The organism is Bradyrhizobium sp. Ec3.3 (assembly GCF_000472925.1).
Classification (GTDB): Bacteria; Pseudomonadota; Alphaproteobacteria; order Rhizobiales; family Xanthobacteraceae; genus Bradyrhizobium.
In genome coordinates, this window is record NZ_AXAS01000001.1 from 392,866 (window position 1) to 409,591 (window position 16,726).

Sequence of the window (16,726 nt, forward strand, 5' to 3'; positions counted from 1 at the left end):
TCACCGTCCGATGATCACGCCGATCACGTTCGGCGCTGCCAGATATTTCTCCTCGATCGCCGCGCGCGCAGCGGCGCGATTTTCCGGCGTGAGCAATCCGCGCTTCTCGGCGAGGATCATCCAGCAGAAGCCCCACCAGTCCGTCAGCATGCCCGCATCGTCGACGAGATCATAACCCTGTTCGGCTGCGAAAATGCGCGCCTGCGCCTCGTCGAGCGTGTCGAGGAACAGGTGGTCCTCAGCCGAGAACAGGTCGTCGCTGATGTCGTCGATGGTGTAGCCCCAGATCGACTGGCAAACCGCGTTGAACTCGCGATCGATCTGATCGTCATCGACCGCGTAGCGCCGCGCCGCCTGATGCAGCCGCGACAGCGAGCGCGCAAAGTCGCCAATTCGGGTGAGGGCGAATTGATCAAAGGCAATGGTGGACATGTAGTCCTCGCGAAATCGGACAGACGCTAGATATTGTGTCGGCAATGCGCCGAATCACAATGATATATCAAAGACTTGCTAAATTGTTCTTAATTTGTTCCGAGGACCTTTGAAGCCGTCGTCCTGGCGAAAGCCAGGACCCATTATCCCGGTCAGCGTTGTCTTTGCGAGGTTGAGCCAGCCATGAGCACAGGCAGCTACTACGTCTACATCCTGGCGAGTCGACATCACGGCACTCTCTACATCGACATCACCAACGACATCCGTGCACGGCTCGAGCAGCATCGCTCCGGTCGCGGGTCGAAGTTCGTCCTGAAATACAAGATATTCCGCCTTGTGCACGTCGAAGCATTCGCTACTCCGCAAGAGGCCATTGCGCGCGAGAAGCAACTCAAGTTCTGGAAACGCGACTGGAAGATCAAGCTGATCGAGCAGGAAAATCCCGACTGGAACGACCGGTCGGGCCTCATCTGACAGTTGGGGCAATGGGTCCTGGCTTTCGCCAGGACGACCAGATGGAGAGAGCTTTTGCGCCTAACTTCTCAATTCGCCGCCGACAGCATCCTGTCGCCGCAATAGCTCGCGTAGAACCTGCCGCCGCATTGGCGCTTGATGGCGGCGCAGCGTGCGGCTGGCGTGGCGTTTTGCGGCAGGGAGAATGCGCAACTCACGCCGTCAGCGCTGCGGCCGATCTTGTCGGCGGCAAAGGCGGCGCTGGAGGCAGTGATGCAGATGACGAGCAGGGCGGCCGTGGCGATTTCGATCAGCAGTCTCATGGGCGTATCCTCCCTCCACACCAAGGGCTGAATCCTCCACCAATTTAGCACGAAATCCGCGTCTCTCCGTGCGCGACCGGGTTCCCAAAGCGGCCCATTCCTTGCATAAATTTGCGCCAGCGCAGTGCACGGTCGCGCCGGCGATGGTTCCGCTTCCGCGACGAGCCGCGTAAGGTTTGCCGCGCAAGATTTGGCGCGTAAGCTTGTTCCGTGTCCCGAGACCAGGAAGTGACTGTTTTGCAAGAGCAATCGTTCCAGCCGAATTTTCCCGCAGCCGGTCAGCCCATCGACGAACTGGCGCTGACGGAGATCAAGGGCGCGATCCTGGCAAAGCTGCGCCTTGCCATCGGCAAGGACGCGGGCATGGCGACCAGGCACGACTGGTACCAGGCCGCAGCTCTCGCGCTGCGCGATCGTATCGTGCATCGCTGGCTCAGCGCGGAAAAGCGCAGCTACGATGCCGGGCGCAAACGCGTCTACTATCTCTCGCTCGAATTTTTGATCGGCCGTCTCTTCACCGACGCGCTGAACAACATGGGCCTGCTCAATATCTTCGAGGTCGCACTCGGCGATCTCGGCGTCTCGCTCCCTGAGCTGCGCAAGTGCGAGCCGGATGCCGCGCTCGGCAATGGCGGTTTGGGGCGGCTCGCGGCCTGCTTCATGGAGAGCATGGCGACGCTGTCGATCCCCGCGATCGGCTATGGCATCCGCTATGATTACGGCCTGTTCCGCCAGATCATCAATCAGGGCTGGCAGCAGGAATATCCGGACGAATGGCTGAGCTTTGGCAACCCCTGGGAATTGCAGCGGCCGGAGGTCGTCTATCACGTCCATTTCGGCGGCGGCGTCGAGCATGTCGACGACAAGGGCCGCGACCGCTCGATCTGGCATCCTGCCGAGACCGTACAGGCGATCGCCTATGACACGCCGATCGTCGGCTGGCGCGGCCAGCACGTCAATGCGCTGCGGCTGTGGTCGGCGCGCTCGCCCGATCCGCTGAAGCTCGACGTGTTCAATTCGGGCGACTATGTCAGCGCCTCGTCCGAGCAGGCGCGCGCCGAAGCGATCTGCAAGTTCCTCTACCCGAATGACGAGAGCCCGGCGGGCCGCGAGCTGCGCTTGCGACAGGAGTATTTCTTCGTCTCGGCCTCGCTCCAGGATCTCGTCAAGCGGCATCTCTCCGCCGACGGACAGTTGCGCAGCCTGGCGATGAAGGTCGCGGTGCAGCTCAACGACACGCATCCGTCCCTTGCCGTGACCGAATTGATGCGGATCCTGATCGACCTGCACAATTTCCGCTGGGACGAGGCGTGGAAGATTACGGTCGCCACGCTGTCCTACACCAACCACACGCTGCTACCGGAAGCGCTCGAAACCTGGCCGGTCGAGCTGTTCGAGCGGCTGTTGCCGCGGCATCTCGAGATCATCTACCGCATCAACGTCCAGCATCTGGCGCTGGCCGAAGCGCGCTGCCCCGGCGACATCGACTTCCGCGCCTCGGTCTCGCTGATCGACGAGAGGAGCGGCCGTCGCGTGCGTATGGGCCAGCTCGCCTTCGTCGGCTCGCACCGCATCAACGGCGTCTCGGCGATGCATTCGGACCTGATGCGCGAGACCGTGTTCCACGATCTCAACCATCTCTATCCCGGCCGCATCACCAACAAGACCAACGGCATCACTTTCCGCCGCTGGCTGATGCTGGCGAACCCGAAGCTCACCGACCTCTTGCGCGAGGCTTGCGGCGACGCCGTGCTCGACGATCCCACGCAATTGACGCTGCTGGAAGCGCGCGCCAGCGACGTCGCGTTCCAGCAAAAATTCCGCGCGGTCAAGCATCACAACAAGACGGCGCTCGCGCGCGTGATCGGCGAGCGGCTCGGCATCAAGGTCGACCCGAGCGCGCTGTTCGATGTGCAGATCAAGCGCATTCACGAATACAAGCGCCAGCTCCTCAACATCATCGAGACGGTCGCGCTGTACCAGGCGATCAAGGACAACCCCAACGGCAACTGGGTGCCGCGGGTGAAGATTTTTGCCGGCAAGGCGGCGGCGAGCTACCGCTACGCAAAGCTGATCATCAAGCTGATCAACGACGTCGCCGAGGTCGTCAACAACGATCCCGCGATCGGCGGTAAGCTCAAGGTCGCCTTCCTGCCCGACTATAATGTCAGCCTCGCCGAGGTGATCATTCCCGCGGCCGATCTCTCCGAGCAGATCTCGACCGCCGGCATGGAAGCCTCCGGCACCGGCAACATGAAGCTGGCGCTGAACGGCGCGATCACCATCGGCACGCTCGACGGCGCCAATATCGAGATCCGCGACCATGTCGGCGCGGAGAACATCGCGATCTTCGGCATGGAGGCCGGCGACGTGATGATCCGGCGCAAGCAGGGCCTCGATGCGGCGGACGTGATCCGCAAATCCCCGCAGCTCTCGCGCGCCATCAATTCGATCGGCGTCGGCGAGTTCTCGCCCGGCGATCCCGGCCGCTTCGAATCCATCGCGCATGCGCTGCGCTATCTCGACCACTACATGGTCAGCGCCGATTTCGATTCCTACTACGAGGCGCAGCGTGGCATCGACGCGCGCTGGCAGGTGGCGCCGGCCTGGACACGGGCCTCCATCCTCAACGTTGCGCGCATGGCCTGGTTCTCCTCCGACCGCACCATCCGCGAATATGCCGAGGAGATCTGGAACGTGCCGGTGCACCCGACGACGCCCGCTTTCCAGGAGGCAGAGGATCAGCGCGGCGCTACGGGCTGATTTTTCCGCGACGTGGAAGCGATTACTCCGGAGGTCATTGATTTGGCAGGATAGCCATCATACTACGGTATGAGGTCTTCTAGCCGGAGTCGATTATGTCTGTTGGCGAGTATGTCAGCCCTGATGGGCAGCTTCGGCTGCTCGTCATTTGTCCCGACGGCGATTGGACACTGGGCTTCGACGGATTTCCTTGGCACACGCACGGCAGCATCCTTGCCAGTCTCTCTGGGAAAGACGAGGAGACCGCGATCGATGGCTTTGTCGCTGATTTGACCACGGGCAAGAGCGTGATCGCGATCAGACACATCGAAGGCACCGTGGCGGATGTCTGGGTAACGGATGATCCAGCGGAGGATCTCTCGAATTCTAAACTATATGGCCCCGTGGATGAAACGATTGAATTCCGTCTTTGGGATGGAAGCGCAGTGAAGGTCTAGTCCATGCACGCCAAACTCCCGCACCTCTTCGACGAGGCCACCCGCGTCACCGCCGGCGACAGTTGCTGGCAGGGACACACCAGCGATGACTACTGGGCCTTCGTCGGCCCGTTCGGCGGCGCCACCGCCGCGACCGTCTTGCGCGCGCTGATCGACCACCCACAGGGCGCCGGCGACCCGCTGTCGGTCACCATCAACTACTGTGCGCCGATCGCCAAGGGCGCGTTCGATCTCGACGTGCGGCTGGTGAAGGCCAATCGCTCCAGCCAGCATTGGTGCGTCGAGCTGTCACAAGGCGGCGGCGAGGTCGCAACGCTGGCGACCGCCGTGTTTGCCGAACGCCGTCCATCCTGGTCGCATCAGGTGGCGAAGTTTCCCGACGCGACGCCGTTCGAACAGACGCTGCCCTTTCCCAAGATCAAGGCGTCCTGGGCCAACCAGTACGAATTCCGGTTCGTCGAGGGCGAGATGCGGAACGGCCCGCCGCAGACCGAGCCGGCCAGCGCCTATTCGAAAGTCTGGATCAGCGATCGCACGCCGCGCAAACTCGACATGCTCTCGCTAATGGCGATGTCGGACGCGTTCTTCGGCCGCATCTTCCACGCGCGGCGCGAACTGGTGCCGTTCGGCACGGTGTCACTGACGACCTATTTTCACACCGACGCGGAGGAGCTTGCCGCCGAGGACATCACGCGCGTGCTCGCCACCGCCGATGGCAAGATCTTTCACAAGAGCTACGGCGATCAGACCGGCGAGCTGTGGTCGCCGAACGGCCGCCTGCTCGCGACCACGACTCAGATCGCGTATTTCAAGGCGTAGCTGCTTCCGCAAGCTCGTCATTGCGAGCGCAGCGAAGCAATCCAGGATCCCTCCGCGGAACGACTCTGGATTGCTTCGCTGCGCTCGCAATGACGGTTGAGAGATGGCACCGAATACAAGAAGGGCGGCCTCGCGGCCGCCCTCTTATATTCAGAACAGAGCAAACCTACTCCGCCGCGAGCTTCACGTCCGGCGCGGCGGCGCGGACTTCGGCGTCGACCTGGGCCTCGAACTTGGCAAAATTCTTCTGGAACATGCCGACCAGGGCGCGGGCAGTCTTGTCGAACTCGTCCTTGTCCTTCCAGGTGTTGACCGGGTTGAGGATCTCAGCTGGCACGCCCGGCAGCGCAGTCGGGACGGCGAAGCCGAAATACTTGTCGGTGCGGAATTCGACGTTGCGCAAGGAGCCGTCGAGTGCGGCGGTGAGCAGCGCGCGCGTCACCTTGATCGGCATGCGGCTGCCGACACCGTACTTACCGCCGGTCCACCCCGTGTTGACCAGCCAGCAATCGACATTGTGCTGGGCGATCAGGTCGCGCAGCATGTTGCCGTAGACGGACGGATCAAGCGGCAGGAACGGCGAGCCGAAGCAGGTGGAGAATTCCGGCTGCGGCTCATTGCCGAGACCACGCTCGGTGCCCGCGACCTTCGCGGTATAGCCGGACAGGAAGTGATACATCGCCTGCGCCGGCGAGAGCTTTGCGATCGGCGGCAGTACGCCGAAGGCGTCGGCGGCGAGCATCACCACGTTCTTCGGCTGCGGCGCGCGGCCGGTGCGCGAGGCGTTCGGGATGAAATCGAGCGGATAGGCCGAGCGCGTGTTCTCGGTCTTGGAGCCGTCGTCGAAATCGACCACGCGGTTGTCGTCGTCGAGCACGCAGTTCTCGAGCACCGCGCCGAAGCGCGTCGAGGCGGCATGGATCTCGGGCTCGGCTTCCTTCGACAGCTTGATGCACTTGGCGTAGCAGCCGCCCTCGAAGTTGAACACGCCGTTCGGGCCCCAGCCGTGCTCGTCGTCACCGATCAGCGTGCGGTTCGGATCGGCCGACAGCGTCGTCTTGCCCGTGCCGGACAGGCCGAAGAAGATCGCGGTGTCGCCCCTGGCGCCGACATTGGCCGAGCAGTGCATCGGCATCACGCCACGCTCGGGCAGGTAATAGTTCAGCGTGGTGAAGACCGACTTCTTCATCTCGCCGGCATAGTACGAGCCGCCGATCAGCACGATCTTGCGCGCGAAGTCGATCGCGACGACGTTCTCCGACTTGCAGCCGTGACGTTTCGGATCGGCGCGGAAGCTCGGCATGTCGATGATGGTGAGCTCGGGCACGAAGGTCGAGAGCTCGATCGCCTCGGGGCGGATCAGGAGCGTGCGGATGAACAGCGAGTGCCAGGCGAGCTCGGTGAAGACGCGGGTCTTGATCCGGTAGGCCGGATCGGCGCCGCCATAGAGGTCCTGCGCGAACAGGCTCTTGCCCTCGGCGTGCTTGAGGAAATCCTGATAGAGCGTCTCGAACTGCTCCGCGGTGATCGACTGATTGCCGGCCCACCACATCTTCTTGTCGGTGGTGGCGTCGCGCACCGTGAACTTGTCTTTCGGGCTGCGGCCGGTGAATTCACCGGTGTCCGCGCAGAGCGCGCCATCAGCGGAGAGCACCGCTTCTCCGGCAGAGAGCGAGTGCTGATAAAGTTGTGGCGCGCCGAGGTTCCAGTGAACCCGCTTGAGATTCTTTAAGCCGAATTTATCGGCGCCGAAGGCACCGTTGCGCACGCCCGTCTCTTGCACGAAAAATCCTCCTAGAACCCGCATTACTGGCGCGATCATCTTTGAGCGCCATCCATCGCGGCCACCGTGAATAATAGGCCGTCCGGCCTCGGCTGGACGACCTAATACTGATGAACGCTGGCGTTGCCAAGCCGATCCCGCAGGATTTGGTTTATTCAAGGGCCGGGCCAAAAGTCGCGCATGCCTACCCTGAAGCGCGTGCGTCGAAAACGATCAATGATCGCGCAACCAAATGGGCAAATCAGCGTTGTCCAGGATTTTGCAACGCACAATCCGCCACTGTTTTTCCAGCGCTGTTCTATCGTACCGCACCTTCTCCGATCAGCGCGAAGGGCGCCCAGATCGCAGGATAGGCATTGCGCGGTGAGGAGGCGTCATCGAGATAGGTTAACATTGCGCGCCGCAATGCTTCGGCACGGCCGATTGCTGGTTCGTTTTTGAGCAAGTCGAAAGTCGATGTGGTCAGCCGGGTGGCGGCCTCGGAATCCACTGCCCAATGCGAGACCAGAAGTGCACGCGCGCCGGCATAGAAGAACGCGCGCGCCAGTCCCGATAAAGCTTCCGCACCCGGCTTGTCACCGGCGATGGTGTTGCACGCCGAGAGCACGACCCAGTCTGCATTGAGCTTGAGCTGCGCGACTTCGCTTGCGGTAAGCAGGCCGTCGTCGAAATCGCTCGGCTGATCCGGCATCGAGAGCGCAAGCGAGGGCTCGCCCAATCCCTTGACGTCGCCGGCGACGAGGCCATGGGTGGCGAAATAGATGATGCTGTATTGGGCAAGCGCTGCCCGCTTCAGCGTCGTCTCGCTGGCATCGCGGCCGAGATGGACATCGGCGTCGGCAGCACCGACGTCCTTCGCCACGGCACCAAGCTCGTCTGCCGTATCGGGCAGCTGTGGCAGTGCCTGGGCGAGCCGCGCGCGATCGACGCCGGCGCCGCGCCAGAAATCGGTATAGGCGAGCGTCGCAATGCTGCGCGCGACGGTCTTCGTGGCGCGCCGGTCCGCGGGCGCCTCCTGCGTGGGATTGAACAGGGGATCGCCAAAGCCGGTCATCGGCTTGACGCTCTGATCCCTGCGCGCAAACGCGCGCAGGGACTTCAGGCTGACCACCGAGGGCAACACCGAGACCGCCTGGCGCCGCAACAGCCACGCGGCGCCGCGATAGCCTTCGAGCGTATCGGGTATCGCAGCTTGCGGCTTCTCGGTGACGAGCAGATGAAACGGCAGTGCCGTCAGCGCACCGGAGGGGACCACGAGCAGGCTGCGCTTGTCCTTTGTAAGCGCCTCGACTGGCCCGAGCAGCGTCACATAGAGCTCGTTGGCGAGCGCAAGATCGAACAGCCCCGACTTATCAGAGGAAGCGCGGGCCTTGCCGACATCGAGCCCCTTGCGGAACGCCGAGACCTTTTGCGCGAGCGCGTCGGTGCCGAGCGGAATCCGTTTCCAGTCGACGCCTTCGCGCGTAATCGCGATGACATAGCTCTCCTTGTCGATGACAGAGAAGAGTGCCATCGCTTCGTCGGCCGATAGCAGCGCCTGGATCTCTTTGACCGCCAGCGGCAGTGGATTGGAGAGCGAGGCATAATCCGGGAATTCGACGGCAAGTGTTTTCTGCAAGCTCGCGCGCTCGCTCGCGATCGCCGCAAGGCGTTGCCGGTTGCGCTGCTCGGTGGCCGCATCGCGCTGCGCGGACTGCTTTGACACCGCGGCGATGATCGCCTTGTCCAGTGTATCGGCCTCTGCGGCGAGATCCTGATCCCGCCGCACCAGTTCGGCGAGCCGGTCGCTGCCGGCCGCGAGCCGCACCGCGAGCTTGTTCACGGCCGACGCGGCAGAGGACTGCGTGCCGCGCTGGATGGCGGCGAGCGCGTCATCCAGCGACTTGTCGTCAGCCAGCAATTGCTGCTGCCGCGCGGCCAACAGGACCGGCAGCACGACGCGGAGCTGTGCGCGATTGTTGGCGAGCGTCCTCTGCACGAGCGGCAGCGCTTCGGCGGCGCGTCCCGAGGCCTGGAGGAAATAGGCAAGATTGCTGGTCGAGGTCGCGACATCGGGATGATCAGGACCAAGCGCACGCTCGCGGATCGACAGCCCGCGGCGATAAAGCGGTTCGGCATCCGCATACCGCTGCTCGTGCTCATAGAGCCCGGCAAGATTGTTCAGCGAGCGCGCAACATCCGGATGATCGGCGCCCAGCACCTTTTCGCGGATCGCTAGCGAGCGCTTGATCGGCGCTTCGGCATCCGCATCGCGGTTGAGATCGCGATAGAGCTGGCCGAGATTGTTGAGCAGCGTCGCGACCGCCGGATGCTCGGGACCGCCGGCCTTCTGGTAGATCGCGAGCGCGCGCTGAAACAACGGTTCGGCGTCGGCATAGCGTTCCTGCTTCACATAGAGCGTGGCGAGATTGTTGAGGGACTGGCCGACATCGGGATGCTCGCGCGGCAACGTCTTTTCGCGGATGGCAAGCGCACGCTTGAACAGCGGCTCGGCCTCAGCGAAGCGTTGCTGACGTTGATAGAGCGCGGCAAGGTTGTTCAGCTCGGGCGCGATCTCCGGCGTGTCGAGGCCGAGAGATTTTTCCAGCAAAGCGACCGCGCGCTTGTAGAGCGGCTCGGCCTGGTCGTCATGACCTTGCGCGGCGTAGATCTGCGCGAGATTGTTCAGCGCACCGGCGAGGTCGCGGGTGTTGTTGCCCTTCTCGAGGCTTGCCACCATGGCCTGCGCCAGTGACAAGGCTTCCGCATATTTGCCGGCGCGACTGAGCTCGTTGATCTTGGCGCTTTGCGCGGCGAGATTCTGCGCCGTGGCGGAAGTGGCGAAGGATGCGCCGAGCGCGAGCGCAAGGCCCGCCGCCAGCGCCAAACGTCCATATCGTGTCATGAAAACTCTCGCTGCCGACCCGGGCCAAATTGCTTGACCATGGGTCGCAGCGAGGAGCGCCGCCGTTCAAGCCGGCTGTTGCTAACCGCCCTTGGCCCGCGCCTCACCCGCCAGTCTGACCAGCATCTTGCGCAGCGCGTTGCCGTCAGTCACCCGCTCGGGGAACTCGAGCCGCAGCACGGCCTGTTCCGACTGCATATTGATCCCCTCAGGATCGCAGCCGGTACAGCGCCAGTCGCCCTCGGCCGCGCCGAGCAGTTTTGTCGCATACAGAGCCATGGTGTCGCGATGGTCGGCATTCATGTGCGCGACCGCGCCCTCCTCGGCTTCAAGCAGCTCATCGGCGCCAGCGAGGTCCGTGAGGAACTGCGCGGGCTTCAGATCGACGATCCGGCCGAATCCGGCAACCAGATGAGTTCCGGACGGCCTGATCCGGAAGAAGGAAAAATCCTTAAACGAAACAAAGTCTTCCGCAGATGGATGGGCGGCAAGATAGCGCCGGCGCAGGAGCTCCAGCTCGCCTTCCGTCCCCTGCTCCGCCCGTCCCGACAGCATGATCCGGGCCCCTTCCAGGGGATCGCCGGGGGCGCGCTCATCCAGCATCAACGAGACCCGGCCGTCGGCCAGGATGTTCTTGGTATGCACGGCGAGCCGCGAGATCAGCAGGATCGGCGATGCGTCGGGGTGGCTCGCCAGATTGACGAGGGAGCAATAGGGATCGCCGGTATTGGGCATCAGGGTCGCGAGCGCCCCCTGCCGGGAGCGCCGCAACAGCGATTTGGCGAGCTTTCCGGGGTCGAAATCGGAGGTCGGTTGCATCTGATTCTCTTCGGTTTTCCGGCTTTTACGGGTTGCAAGGCCGGCCTTTTCGGGGTTAAACGGGGTCCGGTTATGGGTCGGACCACGGCTGCTTCGCCGTGTTTCCAGGAACTTTGGTCACACTTCAGCCCAGCTTGCATTGCTCGGTGACAAGGTTCGAACCCCAGGTTGGGGGCCCATGTACGCGGCGCATCACTTAATTGCTCGCCGTTTTAGATCACGACCCCAACGGAAAGCAGAGGCTCATGCCCACAATCGCTTTGGTCGACGACGACCGCAACATTCTCACATCCGTCTCGATCGCGCTGGAAGCCGAAGGCTACCGCATCATGACGTACACCGACGGCGCCTCTGCGCTGGACGGCTTCCGCACCACGCAGCCCGATCTTGCCATCCTCGACATCAAGATGCCGCGCATGGACGGCATGGAGACGCTGCGGCGGTTGCGCCAGAAATCCGATCTGCCGGTGATCTTCCTCACCTCCAAGGACGAGGAGATCGACGAGCTGTTCGGCCTCAAGATGGGTGCCGACGATTTCATACGCAAACCGTTCTCGCAGCGGCTGCTGGTCGAGCGCGTCAAGGCAGTGCTGCGCCGCTCGGCACCGAAGGATCCGACCGCCGCGCCGAAGGAGAACGACGCCAAGGCGCTCGATCGCGGCCTTCTGCGCATGGATCCCGAACGGCACACCTGCACCTGGAAGAACGAACCGGTGACGCTGACGGTCACCGAATTCCTGATCCTGCAGGCACTGGCGACCCGGCCCGGCGTGGTGAAGAGCCGCAACGCGCTGATGGACGCCGCCTATGATGACCAGGTCTATGTCGACGATCGCACCATCGACAGTCACATCAAGCGGCTGCGCAAGAAGTTCAAGGTGGTCGACAACGAGTTCGAGATGATCGAGACGCTTTACGGCGTCGGCTACCGCTTCAAGGAAGCCTGAGGCGATCGCCTCCTTCGGGGACTTTGCGGACTGACGTTGCCGTCGGTCTCGGCTAAGATGCGGGACCAAACGCACGACCAGTCCTAACGCGGGCGTAAGCATTGCTTGACCGGACGCAGCCTGATGCAAACCTGAACGCCGCCGACGTCACGTCGGCGGGCGTTCAGGAGTATTCGGCCGAGGAGAAGCAGGTCACGCAAGGCTGGCGGCCGCTGAACTGGCTCAAGCGCGCCGGGCAGTTCTTCTTCGCGCTCTCCTTCTCGAGCCTCACCCGCCGCATCGTCTCGCTGAACCTCGCCGGCCTGGTCGCGCTGGTCGCGAGCATCCTTTATCTGTCGCAGTTCCGTGCCGGCCTGATCGACGCGCGCGCGCAGAGCCTTTTGGTGCAGGGCGAAATCATCGCGGGTGCGATCGCGGCCTCCGCGACGGTACAGACCAACGCCATCACCATCGACCCCGACCGGCTGCTCGATCTCAAGCTCGGCGACAGCTATGGCGGGTCCGACGACTATTCGCCGCTGGATTTCCCGATCAATCCGGAGCGCGTGGCGCCGGTGTTGCGCACGCTGATCTCGCCGACCAAGACGCGCGCCCGGATCTACGATCCCAACGGCATCCTCCTGCTCGACAGCCGCAACCTCGAGAACGTGCTGCGCTACGACCTGCCGCCGCCGTCCGAGAAGCCCGGCATTCTCGAACGCGGCATGACCTCGGTGCGCACCTGGCTCAACCGCGGCGACCTGCCGCTCTATCGCGAGCTCGGGCCCGAGAACGGCAATGGCTATGACGAGGTCGGCGATGCGCTGAAGGGCCAGAAGCGGTCGATGGTGCGGGTCAACTCGCGCGGCGAGGTCATCGTCTCGGTCGCGGTCCCCGTGCTGCGCTCGCGCGCCATCCATGGCGCGCTGATGCTGTCAACGCAAGGCGATGACATCGACCAGATGGTCACCGCCGAGCGGCTGGCGATCCTGAAAGTCGGCGGCGTCGCCGCCGCCGTCATGATCATGCTGTCGCTGCTGCTCGCAAGCACGATCGCAGGTCCCGTGCGGCGCCTTGCCGACAGCGCCGAGCGCGTCCGCCGCCGCATCAAGTCCCGCGTCGAGATCCCCGACTTCACCCGCCGCCGCGACGAAATCGGCCATCTCTCCGGCGCGCTGCGCGACATGACCAATGCGCTCTATCGCCGCATCGAGGCGATCGAGATGTTCGCCGCAGACGTCGCGCACGAGCTGAAGAACCCCCTGACCTCGCTGCGCTCGGCGGTCGAGACCTTGCCGCTGGCGCGCAACGACACCAGCCGCGCGCGCCTGCTGGAAGTGATCGAGCACGACGTGAAGCGGCTCGACCGGCTGATCTCGGACATTTCGGATGCGAGCCGGCTCGACGCCGAATTGCAGCGGCAGGATGCGATCCCCGTCAATCTCAGACGCCTGCTGACGACGCTCACCTCGGTCGCCAACGAAACCAAGCTCGGCCACGACGTCGCGGTCGAAACCCGCTTCGAGGGCCGCGGCCCGACCGACGGCCTGTCCGTGAACGGCCACGATTCGCGGCTCGGGCAGGTGATCTCCAATCTCCTGTCGAACGCGCAGTCCTTCTCCGAGCCCGGCAACAAGGTGCGCATGACCTGCCGCCGGGTGCGGATCGAGATCGAGATCGTGGTCGACGATGACGGCCCCGGCATCCGCGAGGACGCGCTGGAGCGCATCTTCGAGCGCTTCTACACCGATCGCCCGCATCAGGGCTTCGGCCAGAACTCCGGCCTCGGCCTGTCGATCTCCAAGCAGATCATCGAGGCCCATGGCGGACGCATCTGGGCGGAAAATCGCGCTGGTCCCGCGGACGCCGACGGCGTGCCCACGGTTGCCGGCGCGCGCTTCGTGGTGAGGCTGCCGGCGCTATGAGCGAGGACAGCGCCAGCGTCCACGCTTCCGCGGTCAAAATCGGGAATAGGGCTGTGCTGATCCGGGGGCCCTCAGGCGCGGGCAAGTCGCGCCTTGCCTTCGATTTGATCATGGCAAGCCGCGCCGGGGTGGTCGAAGCTGCCGTTTTGGTGGGCGATGACCGTGTCCATCTGGCGACACTCGGCAACGAAATTGTGGTCCGCCCTGCCCCTGTCCTGGCCGGCCTGATCGAAATCAGAGGCCTCGGCATCCGCCGCTGTGACTTCGTGGACCATGCGACGGTCGGCCTCGTGGTCGATCTCGCCGCGCCCGACGCGGAGCGCCTGCCACAGCCGGAAGCGCTGAAAACCACCATTTCCGGCGTCGAATTACCGCGAATCCCGGTCGGAGCCGGTTACCAGCCCCTTCCCCTGGTTGTCGCGGTCTTGACCACTACCAAGAGTTAATCTTCCCTTAAGCCGTCCCGCGATTGTTTGAAGGGGAATGGTAACCATATGAGTCCCACTATCGCGACCGAATAGACCGGCGCATTTCCCCTCATCCATCCGTCTAGTTTCAGGGAGATACGCAACATCCCCTCTTGCGCGGGGGCTCTGGATGGTCAAAGTGGCGCGTTCGTGCGGCGCACCAAGAGCGCCCGCGAGGAGTTTTCCGATGATTGGTCTAGTACTTGTGACCCACGGGCGCCTTGCCGACGAATTCAAGGCAGCGCTTGAGCACGTCATGGGCCCACAAAAGCAAATCGAAGCGATCACGATCGGCGCCGAGGATGATTCCGATCTCTGTCGAAGCGACATTATCGAGGCGGTTAATCGCGTCGATTCCGGCGACGGCGTTGCGATCCTCACCGACATGTTCGGCGGCACGCCGTCCAACCTTGCAATATCCTGCATGAGCCGACCCAAGGTCGAAGTGCTCGCGGGCATCAATCTTCCGATGCTGGTTAAGCTCGCCAAGGTGCGCGAGGAGCGCGCGCTGCCCGACGCGATCGCGATGGCCCAGGAAGCGGGCCGCAAATACGTCACCATCGCCAGCCGCGTGCTCGCCGGCAAATGAGCGACGACGCGCCACTCGGAAGTGAGGCCAGTCCTCCTGCGGGAGCTGGCGTGCCCGAAGGGGCGATCTCCAAAGAGCTCCTGATCATCAACAAGCGCGGTCTGCACGCGCGCGCGTCCGCAAAGTTCGTGCAGGCGGTGGAACGCTTCAGCGCGCAGGTCTGGGTGACGCGCGGGGGCGAGACCGTCGGCGGCACCTCGATCATGGGATTGATGATGCTGGCCGCAGGGCCCGGCACGACGATCACCGTCTCAGCCAAAGGCGATGACGCCGAAGCCGCGCTCGCCGCGATCACCGAGCTCGTTGAAAGCAAGTTCAACGAGGAAGGGACGTAGGCGGCTTCAGCGAATGAAGCTGCCGTAGGGTGTGCAAAGCGAAGCGTGCCCACCATGTCTCCAGTTCTCGACAGAAGTGGTGGCACGGCGCTTCGCGCCTTTGCCCACCCTACAGCTACAGCTTGCTGCGATCAGGATCACCCTCCCGGCGGCGCGATGTAGACGTTCCATGTCATCGCAGGGCCTGCCTTGCCATGGGTGAAGCGGCGTGTCGTCATCACGATCCGCTCGGCGTTCGGCGCGGTTTCCTTGACCCATTTGTCGAAATCGCCCGCGCGGCCGTCGGTCGGATCGAACACGCCGATGAAGCCGAGGCGCTTGACGTCCTCCGCGGCGGTCAGGCCGGAGCTCCAGGCCTCGTGCGGCGTGAACGGGCTCGGATGATCGGGGCTGTAGAACGCCATCGGCTGGATGGTTTCCATGGTGCCGGCGACGATCGGCCAGCGTGAGCCGAAGCGGCTGCGCCACGCCTGCGTCAATTCGCGCGCAAGCTCCGAGCGCGCGCCATAGGTCGCGGTGTTGCCGGCATTCGCTGCCATCTCGCGCGCGGCGATCCAGGGCGAGGCGGCGAGCGTTGCCAGCGACAGCACGAGCCAGATCGCGGTGATGTTGAACAGGCTCGCGCGCTGCACGCGCAGCGCCGGGATCGAGACCAGCGCCAAGGGCACCAGGAAGAACAGCGAGATACCCCAGTCGGTCTTCAGATAGACGCTGAAGGCGAGCGCGCCGAGCGGTGGGCCGACCGCGACGATGATCTGGATGATCCAGATATTCAGCGCCTGCGAGATGTTGACGCCGGGATTGTCGCCGCGCGCCCAGGCGCGGGTGACGATCGCCAGCGGATCGCGCATGAGCAATCTCCACCACGGCGGCACCAGCGCCATTGCGAGGGCCGCCAGCGCCACGGGAAGCGCGAGCAGCGCGAAATTGTGCAGAGCGTAGCCGCGTACGAGCTCGTTGATCTGCGACTGATCGGCGAGGCTATAGGTGTCGCCGGCATAGGTCAGCGGCACGAAATGCGCATCAGCGAGCCAGATGCCATGCGGGATCATCGCGACGATGAGCGTTGCGATCGCAACCCACGGCGCCGGCGAGGCCAGGAACCTGACGCGATCCGGATGAATCAGCGCGGCAAGGCCGACGGCGCCGATCATGGTCAGCACCCAGTATTTCGTCATCAGCGCGAGCGCACCGGCGAGCCCGAGCAGGACGCCGGATTGCCAGCTCCGCTTCTCGAACGCGTTGAGATAGGCGAGCATGAGAAGCGGGAGCGTGACGAGCTGCAACAGATCCGGGTTGTACTTGAAACCCTTGAAATTGAAGATCGGGTAGAGCGCGACCATCACCAGGACGAGGAACGCGCGCCGGGCATCGACCACGCGCAGCGCGATCAGCCAGCAGATCACCATGCCGACGCTGACGGTCGCCATCGCGAGCGCATAAGTGGCCCAGTCCTTCGGCGGGAAGACCATGAACCAGAGGCCGGCGATCCAGCCCGACAGCGGCGGGTGCTTGCCATAGCCGAGCAGGAATTTCTGGCCCCAGGCATAGGCTTCTGCGACGTCCATATGAACGTCCTGCGCAGCCTTCAGATTGATCAGGATGAAGGTCCAGATCACCGCATGGAGGACGGCGAGCTGGATCACCAGCCATAGGCGGGTTCTGGGATCGGTGGCGCTGGCGACCAGCCGGGCCACGAGCCGCCTGGGGTTCAAAGCGCGTTTCGCGTGCGTTCCGGGTGAAGGGATTGAGGTCGTCGACATAAGCCGTT

The 16,726-nt window shown here is 63.7% G+C and carries 15 protein-coding genes; 9 read left to right on the plus strand and 6 right to left on the minus strand.

Going from position 1 to position 16,726, the window contains the following annotated elements:
• Entirely contained in the window at nucleotides 1-432 is a 432-nt protein-coding gene (locus YUU_RS0101970) for a hypothetical protein (protein ID WP_027520838.1), read from the minus strand.
• 183 nt (nucleotides 433-615) lie between these two features.
• Here YUU_RS0101970 and YUU_RS0101975 point away from each other — a divergent pair, with 183 nt between their 5' ends.
• Nucleotides 616-906: a GIY-YIG nuclease family protein gene (locus YUU_RS0101975; protein WP_027520839.1), complete on the plus strand. Its 291-nt coding sequence runs from the start codon at nucleotides 616-618 to the stop codon at nucleotides 904-906.
• A gap of 68 nt (nucleotides 907-974) precedes the next feature.
• Here YUU_RS0101975 and YUU_RS0101980 read toward each other — a convergent pair whose 3' ends face one another.
• Nucleotides 975-1,208, minus strand: a complete 234-nt coding sequence (locus YUU_RS0101980; RefSeq protein ID WP_027520840.1) for a hypothetical protein — start codon at nucleotides 1,206-1,208, stop codon at nucleotides 975-977.
• A gap of 237 nt (nucleotides 1,209-1,445) precedes the next feature.
• Here YUU_RS0101980 and YUU_RS49905 point away from each other — a divergent pair, with 237 nt between their 5' ends.
• The 3 genes from YUU_RS49905 to YUU_RS0101995 all read left to right on the plus strand — a co-directional run bounded on the left by YUU_RS49905 (nucleotide 1,446) and on the right by YUU_RS0101995 (nucleotide 5,227).
• Nucleotides 1,446-3,971: a glycogen/starch/alpha-glucan phosphorylase gene (locus YUU_RS49905; RefSeq protein WP_035660731.1), complete on the plus strand. Its 2,526-nt coding sequence runs from the start codon at nucleotides 1,446-1,448 to the stop codon at nucleotides 3,969-3,971.
• A 95-nt stretch (nucleotides 3,972-4,066) separates the two neighbouring features.
• Nucleotides 4,067-4,408, plus strand: coding sequence for a hypothetical protein (locus YUU_RS0101990; protein WP_027520841.1), 342 nt, complete (start codon nucleotides 4,067-4,069; stop codon nucleotides 4,406-4,408).
• Nucleotides 4,409-4,411: 3 nt separating this feature from the next.
• Complete coding sequence (locus YUU_RS0101995; protein ID WP_027520842.1) at nucleotides 4,412-5,227, plus strand: acyl-CoA thioesterase II; 816 nt, start codon at nucleotides 4,412-4,414, stop codon at nucleotides 5,225-5,227.
• A gap of 166 nt (nucleotides 5,228-5,393) precedes the next feature.
• Here YUU_RS0101995 and YUU_RS0102000 read toward each other — a convergent pair whose 3' ends face one another.
• The 3 genes from YUU_RS0102000 to YUU_RS0102010 form a co-directional block, all read right to left on the minus strand.
• The gene (locus tag YUU_RS0102000) at nucleotides 5,394-7,010 is read right to left on the minus strand and encodes a phosphoenolpyruvate carboxykinase (protein ID WP_027520843.1); all 1,617 of its coding nucleotides are present in this window, start codon (nucleotides 7,008-7,010) and stop codon (nucleotides 5,394-5,396) included.
• A 298-nt stretch (nucleotides 7,011-7,308) separates the two neighbouring features.
• Nucleotides 7,309-9,894, minus strand: a complete 2,586-nt coding sequence (locus tag YUU_RS0102005; protein WP_027520844.1) for a tetratricopeptide repeat protein — start codon at nucleotides 9,892-9,894, stop codon at nucleotides 7,309-7,311.
• 81 nt (nucleotides 9,895-9,975) lie between these two features.
• Nucleotides 9,976-10,713 carry a HugZ family protein gene (locus tag YUU_RS0102010; protein WP_027520845.1) on the minus strand — a complete coding sequence of 246 codons (738 nt, stop codon included), beginning with the start codon at nucleotides 10,711-10,713 and terminating at the stop codon, nucleotides 9,976-9,978.
• 245 nt (nucleotides 10,714-10,958) lie between these two features.
• On the opposite strand from YUU_RS0102010, the gene YUU_RS0102015 reads away from it, so the two are divergent.
• The 5 genes from YUU_RS0102015 to YUU_RS0102035 all read left to right on the plus strand — a co-directional run bounded on the left by YUU_RS0102015 (nucleotide 10,959) and on the right by YUU_RS0102035 (nucleotide 14,955).
• Nucleotides 10,959-11,660, plus strand: a complete 702-nt coding sequence (locus YUU_RS0102015) for a response regulator transcription factor (RefSeq protein WP_027520846.1) — start codon at nucleotides 10,959-10,961, stop codon at nucleotides 11,658-11,660.
• Nucleotides 11,661-11,761: 101 nt separating this feature from the next.
• Nucleotides 11,762-13,564 carry a sensor histidine kinase gene (locus YUU_RS0102020; protein WP_027520847.1) on the plus strand — a complete coding sequence of 601 codons (1,803 nt, stop codon included), beginning with the start codon at nucleotides 11,762-11,764 and terminating at the stop codon, nucleotides 13,562-13,564.
• Nucleotides 13,561-14,010: an HPr kinase/phosphorylase gene (locus tag YUU_RS0102025; protein ID WP_027520848.1), complete on the plus strand. Its 450-nt coding sequence runs from the start codon at nucleotides 13,561-13,563 to the stop codon at nucleotides 14,008-14,010. Before YUU_RS0102020 ends, YUU_RS0102025 begins: the two co-directional genes overlap by 4 nt.
• A 208-nt stretch (nucleotides 14,011-14,218) precedes the next feature.
• A complete protein-coding gene (locus tag YUU_RS0102030; RefSeq protein ID WP_011090868.1) occupies nucleotides 14,219-14,620 on the plus strand; it encodes a PTS sugar transporter subunit IIA in 402 nt (133 codons plus the stop codon).
• Nucleotides 14,617-14,955: an HPr family phosphocarrier protein gene (locus YUU_RS0102035; protein ID WP_027520849.1), complete on the plus strand. Its 339-nt coding sequence runs from the start codon at nucleotides 14,617-14,619 to the stop codon at nucleotides 14,953-14,955. The genes YUU_RS0102030 and YUU_RS0102035 overlap by 4 nt, the downstream gene beginning before the upstream one ends.
• Nucleotides 14,956-15,092: 137 nt before the next feature.
• On the opposite strand, the gene YUU_RS0102040 is transcribed toward YUU_RS0102035, so the two are convergent.
• Complete coding sequence (locus YUU_RS0102040) at nucleotides 15,093-16,718, minus strand: glycosyltransferase family 39 protein (RefSeq protein WP_027520850.1); 1,626 nt, start codon at nucleotides 16,716-16,718, stop codon at nucleotides 15,093-15,095.
• Nucleotides 16,719-16,726: the final 8 nt, after the last annotated feature.